Origin of the sequence: Streptomyces sp. NPDC057287 (genome assembly GCF_042667905.1) — a bacterium.
In the GTDB taxonomy this organism is placed as follows: Bacteria; Actinomycetota; Actinomycetes; order Streptomycetales; family Streptomycetaceae; genus Streptomyces.
In genome coordinates this window covers 107,327-120,426 of sequence record NZ_JBHUYV010000022.1, presented here as the reverse complement: position 1 = coordinate 120,426, position 13,100 = coordinate 107,327, and the positions used below count along the sequence as shown (strand labels likewise).

Sequence of the window (13,100 nt, the reverse complement as noted above, 5' to 3'; positions counted from 1 at the left end):
TGACAACGCCTCCGTAACGTCACCGACGTCGGCGAACGGGACCATCCTGCCGACGGCGGTACACGGGGATTCACGGGGTCGGAGGCGGTTTTCATGGCGCAGGGCGAGGTGCTCGGTTTCGAGGAGTACGTACGGACCCGGCAGGACGCGCTGCTGCGCAGTGCCCGCCGGCTCGTGCCCGATCCGGTGGACGCGCAGGACCTGCTGCAGACCGCCCTGGTCCGGACCCTCGGCCGCTGGGACGGCATCGCCGACAAGTCCCTCGCCGACGCCTACCTGCGCCGCGTCATGATCAACACGCGTACGGAGTGGTGGCGGGCCCGCAAGCTCGACGAGGTCCCCACCGAGCAGCTGCCCGACGCGAGCGTCGACGACGGTACCGAGCAGCGCGCCGACCGTGCCCTGCTCATCGACGTCCTCGGGGTGCTGGCTCCGAAGCAGCGCAGCGTCGTCGTGCTGCGACACTGGGAGCAGATGAGCACGGAGGAGACGGCGGCGGCGCTCGGTATGTCCGCCGGTACGGTGAAGAGCACGCTGCACCGCGCCCTGGCACGACTGCGCCAGGAGCTGGAGGACCGTGCGGCCCGGAGCCATGAGGCCGAGGTGGCACCGGCGCGGGTGCCGGCACAGCCGGACAGGCGTCACGAGCGGGGGCGGGAGCGGTGCGCGGCCTGACGGGCGGCAGAGGGAGCACGACCACCGGCCGCGGAGGACTCGGGGCCGGTCTGGCGGCGGGGAGCGCGGCGGTGGCCGGGCTCGCCGCCTTCGGGCTGCTCTGCTCCGGCTGTTCCACCGGAGGCACGGGTACGCGCGACGAGGGCCCTGCCGCCACCCAGCAGGTCGCCCGTGCGGCACCGTCGAGCGCCTCGCCCACCGGGACGGCCAAGCCCTTTCCGAGGGTCGACGCCGTGACCCTCGTCAAGGGCGACCCGAAGGTGAGCCGTCAGCTCAAGGCCGACCTGAAGCCCTGCACCGGTGACGAGTACCCGGTCGACACCTCGTACGGCACGCTCACCGACGGCCCGGCGGCCGACGTCGTGGTCAACGTGATGACCTGCGGCGATTCGGTGGGGGTCGGCACCTACGCCTACCGGCAGCGCACCGACGGCTCGTACGAGAACGTCTTCGCCGCCGAGGTGCCCGCGGTCTACGGCACCATCGACCGGGGTGACCTGGTGGTGACGACGCAGGTGTACGGGTCCAAGGACTCGGTCGCGTACCCCTCCGGCGAGGACGTCGTCACCTACCACTGGGCCGGGGGCCGGTTCACCGAGACCGACCGCGTGCACAACGATTTCAACCGGGCCGTCGGCGGCGGGGAGGGCGACCTCCCCGCACCGCAGACGACGCAGAACTGAGAGCCGCTCGCATGGCCGATACCCATGTCCTCTTCGTCGAGGACGACGACGTCATCCGTGAGGCCACCCAGCTCGCACTGGAGCGGGTCGGCTTCACGGTCACCGCTGTGCCCGACGGCCTGCTGGGCCTCGAGGCCTTCCGGGCGGACCGCCCGGACATCGCCCTGCTGGACGTGATGGTGCCGGGCCTGGACGGGGTCAGTCTGTGCCGGCGCATCCGCGACGAGTCGACCGTGCCCGTGATCATGCTCTCGGCACGGGCCGACTCGATCGACGTCGTGCTCGGTCTGGAGGCCGGGGCCGACGACTACGTCACCAAGCCGTTCGACGGGGCTGTCCTCGTCGCCCGCATCCGCGCCGTGCTGCGGCGCTTCGGCCACGCCGCCGGTGCGGGCGGGACGCCCCCCGGCGCCGACGGGACACCGGACGAGGCCGGCGGGATGCTGGTCTTCGGCGACGTGGAGATCGACACCGAGGGCATGGAGGTACGCCGGGAGGGCTCGCACGTGGCCCTGACCCCGACGGAGATGCGGCTGCTGCTGGAGTTCTCCGCGGCGCCCGGCACGGTGCTCTCCCGCGACAGGCTCCTGGAACGGGTCTGGGACTACGGCTGGGGCGGGGACACCCGGGTCGTCGACGTCCATGTGCAGCGGCTGCGCACCAAGATCGGGCAGGACCGGATCGAGACGGTCCGCGGCTTCGGCTACAAGCTCCGCGCATGAGGCGGCTGGCGCTGCGGACCGGGGTCCGCTGGAAGATCAGCATCGCGATCGCCGCCGTCGGCGCGCTCATCGCGCTGGCGCTGAGCCTCGTCGTCCACAACGCCGCCCGTGTGTCGATGCTGGAGAACGCGCGCGAGGTGCAGCTGGAGCGGCTGCTCTTCGCCCAGCGGCTGTACGAGGCGACGAACACCCAGAAGCCCTCGCCGAAATTCGGCTCCAAGATCAACGACCCGTCGTTGCCGAAGAGCCTGCGGGACCAGATACGGGACAACCGGCGGGCCACCCATGTCGACGAGTACGACGACGGGGTGCCCGACGTCTGGGCGGCCGTGCCGCTGGCCAACGGCGACGTACTGTCCCTGCACACCCGCTTCGCCGACCGCAGCGCCACGATCATGGGCGACCTCGACCGTGCCCTGGTCATCGGGTCGGTCTCGGTCGTCTTCGGCGGCTGCGCGCTGGGGGTGCTGATCGGCGGCCAGCTGTCCCGGAGACTGCGCAAGGCGGCGGCCGCCGCCGGGAAGGTCGCCCAGGGCAACACCGAGGTACGCGTGCGGGAGGCCGTCGGCGGTGTCGTACGGGACGAGACCGACGAGCTGGCCCGGGCCGTGGACGCCCTCACGGACGCGCTGAACGAACGGATCGAGGCGGAGCGCCGGGTCACCGCGGACATCGCCCACGAGCTGCGCACCCCGGTGACCGGACTGCTCACCGCGGCCGAGCTGCTGCCCCCCGGCCGGCCCACGGAGCTCGTACGGGACCGGGCCCAGGCGATGCGGACCCTGGTCGAGGACGTCCTGGAGGTGGCCCGGCTGGACAGCGCCTCGGAGCGGGCCGAGCTGCAGGAGCTGCCCCTGGGCGAGTTCGTGGACCGCCGGGTGCGGCTGCTGGATCCGGAGATCACGGTGCGGGTGGTGCACGAGTCCTGGGTGTCCACGGATCCGCGGCGGCTGGAGCGCATCCTGGGCAATCTGCTGGGGAACGCCGCCAAGCACGGGGCGGGCCCGGTCGAGGTCACGGTCGAGGGCAGGGTGCTGCGGGTCCGCGATCACGGACCCGGTTTCCCCGAGGCGCTGCTGCGGGAGGGGCCGAGCCGGTTCCGTACCGGGAGCAGCGACAGGTCCGGACGCGGCCACGGCCTGGGGCTGACCATCGCCGCGGGTCAGGCGCGGGTCCTGGGGGCCCGGCTGACGTTCCGCAACGCGGGGCCCGCCGGGGGCACCGACGGCACGGGCGGGGCGGTCGCGGTGCTGTGGCTGCCCGAGCACGCGCCGACGAACACCGGAAGCTTCCCCGTGCTGCGGCAGGAGTGACCGGACCGGGGCAGAGGAGACGGGCCCCGGAGACATGGTGTCTCCGGGGCCCGTCTCCGCGTCAGGGCCGTACTCAGACGGTCTGCGACTTCTTCGCCGCCGGTGTGACGGCGGGCGCGGTTCCGCCGGAGTCGGGGCCGGCCTCCGGCTTCACCGTGCCCCGCAGCGGGACCTCCTTCACGAACAGCGCCGCCAGCAGGGCCACCACGGCGACCGAGCCGCCCACCAGGAAGGCGATGTGCGTCCCCGAGGCCACGGCGTACTCGTAGGCGTCACGCATCGCGTCGGGCAGCTGCCGCAGGCTCGCGTCGTCCAGCTGCGCCGACCTCTCGGTCGCCCCGCCGCCTCCGCGGGCCGCCATCTCGTCCTGCACCCGCCCGGTGAACAGGGCTCCCATGATCGCGACTCCGAAGGAGCTGCCGAGCGTACGGAAGAGGGTGGTCGCGGACGAGGCGACACCCATGTCCTTGAGTTCGACGCTGTTCTGCGCGACGAGCATCGTGATCTGCATCAGGAAGCCCATGCCCGCTCCGAGCACCGCCATGTAGATGCCGGAGGTGAAGCGCGTCGTGCCGGTGTCCATCGTGGAGAGGAGGAACAGGCCGGTGACCATCAGGACGCTGCCCACGATCGGGAAGACCTTGTACTTGCCGGTGCTCGTGGTGATCCGGCCCGCGACCAGCGAGACGATCATCATCGACAGGAGCATCGGCAGGAGCAGCAGCCCGGAGTTGGTCGCGTTCGCCCCCTGAACCGTCTGCTGGTACAGCGGGAGGAAGAGCACCGCCCCGAACATCACGAAGCCGGCCATGAAGCCGATCACGGACATGAGGCTGAAGTTGCGGCTGCGGAAGATGTGCAGCGGCATGATCGGCTCGGCGGCCTTCGTCTCGACGAAGAGGAAGCCGACGAGCGCGGCCACGCCGAGCGCGATGAGCTCCATGATCACGGCCGAGCCCCAGGCGTACTCCGTACCGCCCCAGGTGGTGACCAGGACGATGGCGGTGATGCCCACGGTGAGGAGGGCTGCGCCCAGGTAGTCGACCTTGGCCGTCGACCGCTCCTTGCGGGGCAGGTGCAGCACCGCTGTGACCATGGCCAGCGCGATCGCGCCGAGCGGGAGGTTGATGTAGAAGCTCCAGCGCCACCCGAGGTGGTCGGTGATCACGCCGCCGACCAGCGGCCCGCCGATCATGGCGATCGCCATGACTCCGGCCATCATGCCCTGGTACTTGCCACGCTCCCGGGGAGGCACCAGGTCGCCGAGGATCGCCATGACGCCGACCATCAGACCGCCCGCGCCGAGGCCCTGGACCGCGCGGAAGCCGATCAGCTGGCTCATGTCCTGGGCCATGCCGCTCAGCACCGAGCCGACCAGGAAGATCACGATGGACGTGAGGAAGATGCCCTTGCGCCCGTACAGGTCGCCGAGCTTGCCCCAGATGGGGGTGGAGGCCGCGGTGGCCAGGGTGTAGGCCGTCACCACCCAGGACAGATGTTCCATGCCGCCCAGATCGCCGACGATCGTCGGCATCGCGGTGCCGACGATCAGGTTGTCGAGCATGGCCAGCAGCATCGTGATCATCAGGGCGAGTACCACCACCCTGACGCTGCGCGCCTGTGGCTCGGCCGACGGGGCCGCCGCCTTCTTCAGTTCCGTCATGCCCGTGCTCCCCTGATCCCCTGAATGCCTGGTCTGCCACCGAGCAGGCACTTACTTGCCGCCCGGCTAGTTGGCTACACTGAGGAAAGTAGACCCGTAACTAGCCGGGCGTCAAGTAAGTTCTTTGGAGAGTCGCATGGGCAGCACGCCGCAGCCGCGCCGGGGCAACACCCGCCAGCGCATTCAGGACGTCGCCCTGGAGCTCTTCGCGGAGCAGGGGTACGAGAAGACCTCGCTCCGCGAGATCGCCGAGCAGCTAGAGGTCACCAAGGCGGCGCTGTACTACCACTTCAAGACCAAGGAAGACATCCTCGTCAGCATCTTCGAGGACCTGAACCGGCCCGTCGAGGCCCTCCTGGAGTGGGGCGAGGGGCAGCCGCGCACCCTGGAGACGAAGGTCGAGATCCTCGTGCGCTACAGCGAGGCGCTCAAGGCCGCCGAGCCGCTCTTCGTCTTCATGCAGGAGAACCAGGCGACGGTGCGGGAGCTGAGCATCGGCCACACCATCAAGCACCGGGTCATCGCCCTGGTCGACCTGATCAAGGATCCCGACGCCCCGCTCACCGACCAGGTGCGGTGCTTCAGCGCCCTCTTCACGATGCACGCCGGGATGATGGCCCTCAGAGACGCCGAAGGCGACCCCGAGGAGAAGCGCAAGGCTGCTCTCGAGGTCGCCATCGAGCTGGTGACCCGGGCCCACGACCCGGGGGCCGCAGCCGCCTAGCGGCTGCGGGGTGGGTGCGTCAGACCTTGACGTGCACGGTCTTCAGGTACGAGACCGGGTCCAGCGCGGAACCGTAGTTCGGCGAGGTCCGGATCTCGAAGTGCAGGTGCGGGCCGCTGGAGTTTCCGGTGTTGCCGGACAGGGCGATCTTGTCGCCCGTCTTCACGCGGTCGCCGATCTTGACGTCGATCTGCGACAGGTGCGCGTACTGCGAGTACTTGCCGTTGGCGTGCTTGATCACGATGGCGTTGCCGTACGCGGGACCGTCGCCGCCGCCGTTCGGGCCCGCCTTGACGACCCGGCCGGTGTGCGCGGCCTCGACCTTGGTGCCGATCGGCACGGCGAAGTCCTGGCCGGAGTGCTTGTGGGCCCAGCGGTCGCCGCCGGTGCCGTAGGTGGCGCTCAGCTCGTAGTGGTTGACCGGGGTCTCCCACGAGCCGGCCTTCTTCTTGGCCGCGGCCTTCTTCTTGGCGGCCGCCTTCTTCTTGGCGTCGGCCTTCTCGGCCTTGTCGGCCTTCGCCGTGGCGGCGGCCTTGCTCTGGGCGGTCGCCTGCTTGGCGACGGAGTTGGCGGTGGCCGCGCCGGCGAGGGCCGCGGTGTCCGCGGTGCCCGTCGTGCCGGACGCGAACGCCGCGCCCGCGCCGAACACCATCGATGCACCCAGGCCGGCGGCCACGACGGCGCCACTGACGCGGGACACGGACGGGCGGCGGGAGTGCTGGAACGTAACGCGCTTCGACATGCGGTGTGAACCTCCGGGGTGACTGGACCCGGTGCTCGACCGGGCTTGCTCCACCTTGGTAACCCGCACCCCGGGCAACACTCAAACACCCCATCTACGATCAAAAGCCGTAGTTGAAGGGGTGGGAATTCATCGCGGGCCACCGCCCGGACGACACCGGACGATCTTCCGGATTATTTTCGCGATGCAGGTTTAGCCCCAGTTCCAAAACCATCCTTCCTGGACACGGCCTCACAATGTGGGCATAACGCCCCAAACACCGAAGGGCTCACCTGAAGCAGGCCGAAGGTCCCTGTACCGGTCACCTCCGGCACTCCTAACGTGCCTAGTAGGCCTGAAAGGGCCTGTGCGCCTTGTCACCGCCGGTGGGCCGGAAGCCTGCCCGTTTCGGGACCTTCGGCCCTGCGGCCTGACGGCACCGCCGGAAACCGGCGGACCGCTGCGCGCCGGGGCCGTCCCGGCCGGCCGCACGGCTCTGCGGCGGACCGTTGCGCGCCACTGCTGCCCCGGCCGGCGTCCTGGCCCTCCAGCGGGCCCATCTCCGCAGGGAAGTGCCGCACGCGGGAAGTGCCGCACGCGGTAGCCCGGCGCCCCGGGTGCCCCGGACCGCGCCGCCTAGGGACACCGGCACCCCACCGGCCGACCATCCGCGAGCGCCACCTGGACGGGGATGCTGCCGATTGCGGGTGCGCTGCCGATACGGAGGAGCCGGGCCCTCCTGCGGGGGTGGGGAGCGCCGGTACAGAGGGGCGCCCGTCCAAGGGAGACGCCCGTACAGAGGGGCGTTCGTACAGAGGGACGGCCGTGCAAGGGGGCGCCCGTGCAGGTGCGGAGGGACGCCCGTACGCGGTGATGCCGGTGGGAGAGGTCGCCCGACACGGTGAGGCCGGGCCGCGCCGCAGGGCGTCTCGTGGCGCCGGTTCCCCTCCCAGGCGCATCGTCGTGCGGGCCGGTGCGCGGAGCGCCGACCCGCACCTTCACCTGTGCACGCTCCCCCGCAGCCGGCCCCGCTACGGACCCCACCGGCCGGACCTGACCGGCTTCCGGGCAGCAGGGCGGGCACGACGATGCGTCGAGCAGGTGCCGGGCCATCACCCGGCGGGCCATCACCCGGCGGAACGGGAAAAGGGGCTGCCCCGGACCGGGAACCGGTCCGGGGCAGCCCCTTCGACGCTCAGGCGCTGGGCGCCCTACGCGTCCTTCGTCAGGTTCGGGCCGCCGCCCGCTGCCTGCTCGATCGGCGGGACGTCGGGCAGTGCCGACTTCTCCTCGCCACGGAACGAGAACTTCTTCTCGTCCCCTTCACCCTCGGTGCCCACGACCACGATGTGACCGGGACGCAGCTCACCGAAGAGGATCTTCTCGGAGAGGATGTCCTCGATCTCGCGCTGGATCGTCCGGCGCAGCGGCCGGGCGCCCATCACGGGGTCGTAGCCCTTCTTCGCCAGGAGCGACTTGGCCTCGGCACTGAGCTCGATGCCCATGTCGCGGTCCTTGAGGCGCTCGTCCACCTTGTCGACCATCAGGTCGACGATCTGGATGATGTCTTCCTCGGTGAGCTGGTGGAAGACGACCGTGTCGTCGACACGGTTGAGGAACTCGGGCCGGAAGTGCTGCTTGAGCTCTTCGTTGACCTTGACCTTCATCCGCTCGTAGTTCGTCTTGACGTCGCCCTGGGCGGCGAAGCCCAGGTTGAAGCCCTTCGAGATGTCCCGGGTCCCGAGGTTGGTCGTCATGATGATGACCGTGTTCTTGAAGTCCACGACCCGGCCCTGGGAGTCGGTCAGACGACCGTCCTCCAGAATCTGGAGCAGGGAATTGAAGATATCGGGGTGGGCCTTCTCGACCTCGTCGAAGAGGACGACGGAGAACGGCTTGCGGCGCACCTTCTCGGTGAGCTGGCCACCCTCTTCGTAGCCCACGTAGCCGGGGGGCGAACCGAAGAGGCGGGAAACCGTGTGCTTCTCGCTGAACTCCGACATGTCGAGGGAGATCAGCGCGTCCTCGTCACCGAAGAGGAATTCGGCGAGCGTCTTGGAGAGCTCCGTCTTACCGACACCGGACGGGCCGGCGAAGATGAACGAGCCACCGGGGCGCTTCGGGTCCTTCAGGCCGGCTCGCGTACGGCGGATCGCCTGCGAGAGGGCCTTGATGGCGTCCTTCTGGCCGATGACGCGCTTGTGGAGCTCGTCCTCCATGCGCAGCAGACGCGAGGACTCCTCCTCGGTCAGCTTGAAGACCGGGATACCGGTGGCGGTGGCCAGGACCTCGGCGATGAGCTCGCCGTCGACCTCGGCCACGACGTCCATGTCGCCGGCCTTCCACTCCTTCTCCCGCTTGGCCTTCGCCGCCAGCAGCTGCTTCTCCTTGTCACGGAGCGAAGCCGCCTTCTCGAAGTCCTGGGAGTCGATCGCCGACTCCTTGTCGCGGCGGACACCCGCGATCTTCTCGTCGAACTCGCGGAGGTCCGGCGGCGCGGTCATCCGGCGGATGCGCATCCGGGAACCGGCCTCGTCGATCAGGTCGATCGCCTTGTCCGGCAGGAAGCGGTCCGAGATGTAGCGGTCGGCCAGGGTGGCGGCCTGGACCAGCGCCTCGTCCGTGATGGAGACCCTGTGGTGGGCCTCGTAACGGTCGCGCAGGCCCTTGAGGATCTCGATGGTGTGCGGCAGCGACGGCTCCGCGACCTGGATGGGCTGGAAGCGGCGCTCGAGCGCGGCGTCCTTCTCCAGGTGCTTGCGGTACTCGTCGAGCGTCGTGGCACCGATGGTCTGGAGCTCGCCTCGCGCCAGCATGGGCTTGAGGATGCTCGCCGCGTCGATCGCGCCCTCGGCGGCACCCGCACCCACCAGGGTGTGGAGCTCGTCGATGAACAGGATGATGTCGCCGCGGGTGCGGATCTCCTTGAGGACCTTCTTCAGCCGCTCCTCGAAGTCACCTCGGTAGCGGGAACCCGCCACCAGGGCGCCGAGGTCCAGGGTGTAGAGGTGCTTGTCCTTGAGGGTCTCGGGCACCTCGCCCTTGACGATGGCCTGCGCCAGGCCCTCGACGACCGCCGTCTTGCCGACGCCGGGCTCGCCGATGAGGACCGGGTTGTTCTTCGTACGGCGGGACAGCACCTGCATGACCCGCTCGATCTCCTTCTCGCGCCCGATGACCGGGTCGAGCTTGGACTCACGAGCGGCCTGGGTGAGATTCCGGCCGAACTGGTCGAGCACCAGGGACGTGGAGGGCGTGCCCTCCGCGGGGCCGCCTGCGGTGGCCGCCTCCTTGCCTCCCGAGTACCCGGAGAGCAGCTGGATGACCTGCTGCCGCACCCGGTTCAGGTCGGCGCCCAGCTTCACGAGGACCTGGGCTGCGACACCCTCGCCCTCGCGGATCAGACCGAGCAGGATGTGCTCGGTGCCGATGTAGTTGTGGCCGAGCTGAAGGGCCTCACGGAGCGACAGCTCCAGGACCTTCTTCGCCCGGGGAGTGAAGGGGATGTGCCCGGACGGGGCCTGCTGGCCCTGACCGATGATCTCCTCCACCTGCTGGCGGACCGCCTCGAGCGAAATCCCGAGGCTCTCCAGGGCCTTAGCGGCGACACCCTCACCCTCGTGGATCAGGCCCAGGAGGATGTGCTCGGTGCCGATGTAGTTGTGGTTGAGCATCCGGGCTTCTTCCTGAGCCAGGACGACAACCCGCCGCGCGCGGTCGGTGAACCTCTCGAACATCGTTAATCGCTCCTCAGAGCGGTCAGGCAGTAAGGGGTAGGTCCCCTCCCTGTCCTTCCGCAGCTTAGTCCCGCAAGCGGGGACCGCTCATTTCAACTGCCGACACCCGGCCCTGCTGCCTGGCGGATCCCCCGCCCCGAACGCCGACAACTGCTCCAACCCGATGGTGCGAGACGATGTTCCCGCAGGCCAGGCAGATAGCCCTTTCGCCAGTACGCCGATGGCGAACGTGAGACGTTTTTGCCCGCGTGTCGCCCCTTCCCACTAGGGATGTCTTACCCGCACTCACTGACAGTCCATGCGGCGCACCCCCGTTTCCTCCGCTACGGGCGAACAACTTCGTGCCGGCGGATGCTTCCGCACGCCCCCGGCGTGGACACGCTGAGCGATCGGTCCTGGACGGGGCGTAACCCCGGAGCCGATCCGGCGGTTCATCGGACATGGCTTCCCTCGTCCCGCCTCCCCGCTCGTCGCCGGAATCCGACGCATGGGCGCGGTGGTACGCCCACGAACTGGACTGGGCCACGACGGGCACCTCGCCCGTGCGACTGCTGACGGGGCTGCGGTTCGACGTGCTGGAGCTGCCGGCCGCGGCAGGTCACGCGGCGCTGCGCAAGGTCGGACGCACCGGCCCGGTGGCGGTGACGGGGCAGCGGATGCGGTTACTGGTGGCCGCGGGCGGCGCGGACGAGCTGCCCGGCCTGCTCGACTGGCTGGAGTGGGGCGGGATCGCTCTCGACCTGACCGCCGTCGGCGTCGGCGGGCACATCACGGCCCCGGCGCCGCCGGGCGGAGTGTCCGGCTCGCCGGGGGCCGCGTTCTGGCTGCGGCCCCCCGGATCGCGCCGGGAGGTGGAAACCTCGCTCCCGGCCCTCGGCAGCCTCGGGAGCAGGGGTGGGGATGCTCCCGATCTCGTACGACTCGTGGACGCGGCGGCGACGGAATGCCACCGGGCCAGGCTCGCGCATGCCCGGAAAAACCTGTGGGCCCATCGGCCGACAGGTCAGCCGTTGGCCTTCTCGTAAGCCTCACGGATCTCGGCGGGAACGCGCCCGCGGTCATTCACGTTGTGGCCGTTCTCGCGCGCCCACCGACGGATCTCGGCGGTGTCCTTGTTGCCACCGGCAACGGCGGCGCGGCCCTTGCCACGGCCGGTCGCGGCGCGGCCGCCGGTACGGCGTCCACTCTTGGCGTACGGCTCGAGAAGACCACGGAGCTTGTCCGCGTTGGACGTGGTGAGGTCGATCTCGTACGTCTTGCCATCCAGAGCGAACGTGACGGTCTCGTCCGCCTCGCCACCGTCGAGGTCATCAACAAGAAGGACCTGAACCTTCTGTGCCACCGGATTTCCTTTCATCGAAAAATTCAGTACGCGGAAAGGAAACCGCTTTTCCCCGGAAAACACAAACCCCTGGGAGAGGTTCAGGAGCGCAAGAACGCGGGAAACATGCGCGATTCGGACATAGGGTTCCGGCATGTTCCGCCGTTCACAGGTGCAGAAGCATCCGGCTGTTGCCCAAGGTGTTCGGCTTCACTCGTTCGAGACCCAGGAACTCGGCGACACCCTCGTCATAGGAACGCAGCAGCTCGCTGTAGACATCTCCGTCGACCGGCGTCTCTCCGATCTCGGTGAAGCCGTGCGCCGCGAAGAAGTCGACTTCGAAGGTGAGGCAGAAAACGCGGCGGACACCGAGCCAGCCCGCCGTCTGCAAGAGCTTGTCCAGGACCTGATGCCCGACCCCCGCGCCCTTGATGGAGTGGTCGACGGCGAGAGTGCGGACTTCGGCGAGGTCCTCCCACATCACGTGGAGTGCTCCGCAGCCGATGACCCGGGCGTCCTCGTCGCGTTCGGCGACCCAGAACTCCTGGATGTCCTCGTAAAGCGTCACCGTTGCTTTGTCGAGCAGGATGCCTTGGGAGACGTAGCCGTCAAGGAGCCCGCGGACGGACGCCACATCGCTGGTCCTGGCACGGCGGACGGTGATGGCCGGCTTATTTACCGACGGGCCGGTATGAAGATCTGCGCGAGATCCGGTTTCGGTCCCGGTATCAGCTCCGGTTTGCGGCTCGGGGCGGTGCTCGGCTTTCGACTGCTCTGAGGACATCCCCCGACGCTATCGCCCGCTCTCCGGCGACGCTTCATCGGCTGCGGCCCCGGCGTCGGGCCGGCTCTCCGACGGTTCGGGGAAGGTGGGCGCCACGACACGGATCGCATCGCGGAGGGCTTCGCGCTGCTCCGCGGACATCATGCCGAAGAAGGCGACCAGCGCGGCCGCCGGGTTGTCGCTCTGCGACCAGGCTTCGTTCATCAGTGCGGCCGAGTATGCGGCGCGGGTGGAGACCGCCGTATATCGATATGCCCGGCCGTCCACTTCCCGGCGGACCCAGCCCTTCTGATGGAGATTGTCCATTACCGTCATGACGGTCGTGTACGCGATGGACCGTTCCTGTTGAAGGTCCTCGAGAACTTCCCGCACGGTGACCGGGCGGTTCCATTGCCAGACCCGCGTCATCACGGTGTCTTCCAGCTCTCCCAATTGGCGAGGCACGGCATCACCTTAGTGCTAGATGTCTGGAATGGGATAATTCTGGAACGGCAAAAGGGCGCACGGCTCGGGAGGAGCCGTGCGCCCTTCGTACTGAGGTCCGGGTCAGACGCTCCCGGGCCGCGGAGCCTGCTTGGCCGCCTCGGCGCGGGCGAGCGCCGCGTCCACGGCGGCGTCCTCCTTGGCCTTGTTCGGGCCACCCTGGCTCTTGATGATCGTCCTGACGAGGCCGATGAAGAAGACGGCCATCACCACGGGGGGAACGAGCGCGGATACGTAGTCCATGCCGTCCAGGGTAGCGAGCCCGGCATTCCGG

13 protein-coding genes are annotated in these 13,100 nt (G+C 69.3%); 6 read left to right on the top strand and 7 right to left on the bottom strand.

The genetic code is table 11. The annotated features are described in order from the left end of the window. Window positions 1-93: 93 nt before the first annotated feature. From ACFUNE_RS32555 to cseC, 4 genes are read left to right on the top strand one after another with little or no spacing between them, the layout of a single operon-like run. Window positions 94-675 carry a SigE family RNA polymerase sigma factor gene (locus tag ACFUNE_RS32555; RefSeq protein ID WP_383575446.1) on the top strand — a complete coding sequence of 194 codons (582 nt, stop codon included), beginning with the start codon at window positions 94-96 and terminating at the stop codon, window positions 673-675. Continuing rightward, entirely contained in the window at window positions 663-1,358 is a 696-nt protein-coding gene (locus ACFUNE_RS32550; RefSeq protein WP_383575444.1) for a hypothetical protein, read from the top strand. The genes ACFUNE_RS32555 and ACFUNE_RS32550 overlap by 13 nt, the downstream gene beginning before the upstream one ends. Window positions 1,359-1,369: 11 nt before the next feature. Beyond that, window positions 1,370-2,080 (top strand): two-component system response regulator CseB, encoded by a 711-nt coding sequence (gene cseB / locus ACFUNE_RS32545; protein WP_383575442.1) that lies wholly within the window; start codon window positions 1,370-1,372, stop codon window positions 2,078-2,080. Next, the gene (gene cseC / locus ACFUNE_RS32540; protein ID WP_383575440.1) at window positions 2,077-3,393 is read left to right on the top strand and encodes a two-component system sensor histidine kinase CseC; all 1,317 of its coding nucleotides are present in this window, start codon (window positions 2,077-2,079) and stop codon (window positions 3,391-3,393) included. The genes cseB and cseC overlap by 4 nt, the downstream gene beginning before the upstream one ends. 73 nt (window positions 3,394-3,466) lie before the next feature. Here cseC and ACFUNE_RS32535 read toward each other — a convergent pair whose 3' ends face one another. Next, on the bottom strand, window positions 3,467-5,056 hold the full coding sequence (locus tag ACFUNE_RS32535; RefSeq protein ID WP_383575438.1) for an MDR family MFS transporter: 1,590 nt from the start codon (window positions 5,054-5,056) through the stop codon (window positions 3,467-3,469). Window positions 5,057-5,192: 136 nt separating this feature from the next. Between ACFUNE_RS32535 and ACFUNE_RS32530 the strand changes: the two genes are divergently transcribed. Further along, window positions 5,193-5,780, top strand: coding sequence for a TetR/AcrR family transcriptional regulator (locus tag ACFUNE_RS32530; RefSeq protein ID WP_383575436.1), 588 nt, complete (start codon window positions 5,193-5,195; stop codon window positions 5,778-5,780). A gap of 19 nt (window positions 5,781-5,799) precedes the next feature. Here ACFUNE_RS32530 and ACFUNE_RS32525 read toward each other — a convergent pair whose 3' ends face one another. Both ACFUNE_RS32525 and ACFUNE_RS32520 read right to left on the bottom strand, forming a co-directional pair. Further along, complete coding sequence (locus ACFUNE_RS32525; RefSeq protein ID WP_383575434.1) at window positions 5,800-6,522, bottom strand: M23 family metallopeptidase; 723 nt, start codon at window positions 6,520-6,522, stop codon at window positions 5,800-5,802. A 1,190-nt stretch (window positions 6,523-7,712) separates the two neighbouring features. Continuing rightward, on the bottom strand, window positions 7,713-10,238 hold the full coding sequence (locus ACFUNE_RS32520) for an ATP-dependent Clp protease ATP-binding subunit (protein WP_383575432.1): 2,526 nt from the start codon (window positions 10,236-10,238) through the stop codon (window positions 7,713-7,715). Window positions 10,239-10,678: 440 nt separating this feature from the next. On the opposite strand from ACFUNE_RS32520, the gene ACFUNE_RS32515 reads away from it, so the two are divergent. Continuing rightward, window positions 10,679-11,263 carry an SCO3374 family protein gene (locus tag ACFUNE_RS32515; RefSeq protein WP_383575430.1) on the top strand — a complete coding sequence of 195 codons (585 nt, stop codon included), beginning with the start codon at window positions 10,679-10,681 and terminating at the stop codon, window positions 11,261-11,263. Here ACFUNE_RS32515 and ACFUNE_RS32510 read toward each other — a convergent pair. The 4 genes from ACFUNE_RS32510 to ACFUNE_RS32495 form a co-directional block, all read right to left on the bottom strand. After that, a complete protein-coding gene (locus tag ACFUNE_RS32510; RefSeq protein WP_383575491.1) occupies window positions 11,242-11,580 on the bottom strand; it encodes an Lsr2 family protein in 339 nt (112 codons plus the stop codon). The genes ACFUNE_RS32515 and ACFUNE_RS32510 overlap by 22 nt on opposite strands. 145 nt (window positions 11,581-11,725) lie before the next feature. Further along, a complete protein-coding gene (locus ACFUNE_RS32505; RefSeq protein WP_383575489.1) occupies window positions 11,726-12,223 on the bottom strand; it encodes an amino-acid N-acetyltransferase in 498 nt (165 codons plus the stop codon). A 129-nt stretch (window positions 12,224-12,352) separates the two neighbouring features. After that, window positions 12,353-12,787, bottom strand: a complete 435-nt coding sequence (locus ACFUNE_RS32500; RefSeq protein WP_383575428.1) for a BlaI/MecI/CopY family transcriptional regulator — start codon at window positions 12,785-12,787, stop codon at window positions 12,353-12,355. 102 nt (window positions 12,788-12,889) lie between these two features. Further along, window positions 12,890-13,069: a hypothetical protein gene (locus tag ACFUNE_RS32495; protein ID WP_383575426.1), complete on the bottom strand. Its 180-nt coding sequence runs from the start codon at window positions 13,067-13,069 to the stop codon at window positions 12,890-12,892. Between the last annotated feature and the right edge of the window lie 31 nt (window positions 13,070-13,100).

What these genes read in the sequence shown, in the direction of transcription:
- ACFUNE_RS32525 (WP_383575434.1), bottom strand. Translation starts at nt 6,522, where the DNA reads ATGTCGAAGCGCGTTACGTTCCAGCACTCCCGCCGCCCGTCCGTGTCC.
- cseB (WP_383575442.1), top strand. Translation starts at nt 1,370, where the DNA reads ATGGCCGATACCCATGTCCTCTTCGTCGAGGACGACGACGTCATCCGT.
- ACFUNE_RS32520 (WP_383575432.1), bottom strand. Translation starts at nt 10,238, where the DNA reads ATGTTCGAGAGGTTCACCGACCGCGCGCGGCGGGTTGTCGTCCTGGCT.
- ACFUNE_RS32535 (WP_383575438.1), bottom strand. Translation starts at nt 5,056, where the DNA reads ATGACGGAACTGAAGAAGGCGGCGGCCCCGTCGGCCGAGCCACAGGCG.
- ACFUNE_RS32555 (WP_383575446.1), top strand. Translation starts at nt 94, where the DNA reads ATGGCGCAGGGCGAGGTGCTCGGTTTCGAGGAGTACGTACGGACCCGG.
- ACFUNE_RS32515 (WP_383575430.1), top strand. Translation starts at nt 10,679, where the DNA reads ATGGCTTCCCTCGTCCCGCCTCCCCGCTCGTCGCCGGAATCCGACGCA.
- cseC (WP_383575440.1), top strand. Translation starts at nt 2,077, where the DNA reads ATGAGGCGGCTGGCGCTGCGGACCGGGGTCCGCTGGAAGATCAGCATC.
- ACFUNE_RS32530 (WP_383575436.1), top strand. Translation starts at nt 5,193, where the DNA reads ATGGGCAGCACGCCGCAGCCGCGCCGGGGCAACACCCGCCAGCGCATT.
- ACFUNE_RS32495 (WP_383575426.1), bottom strand. Translation starts at nt 13,069, where the DNA reads ATGGACTACGTATCCGCGCTCGTTCCCCCCGTGGTGATGGCCGTCTTC.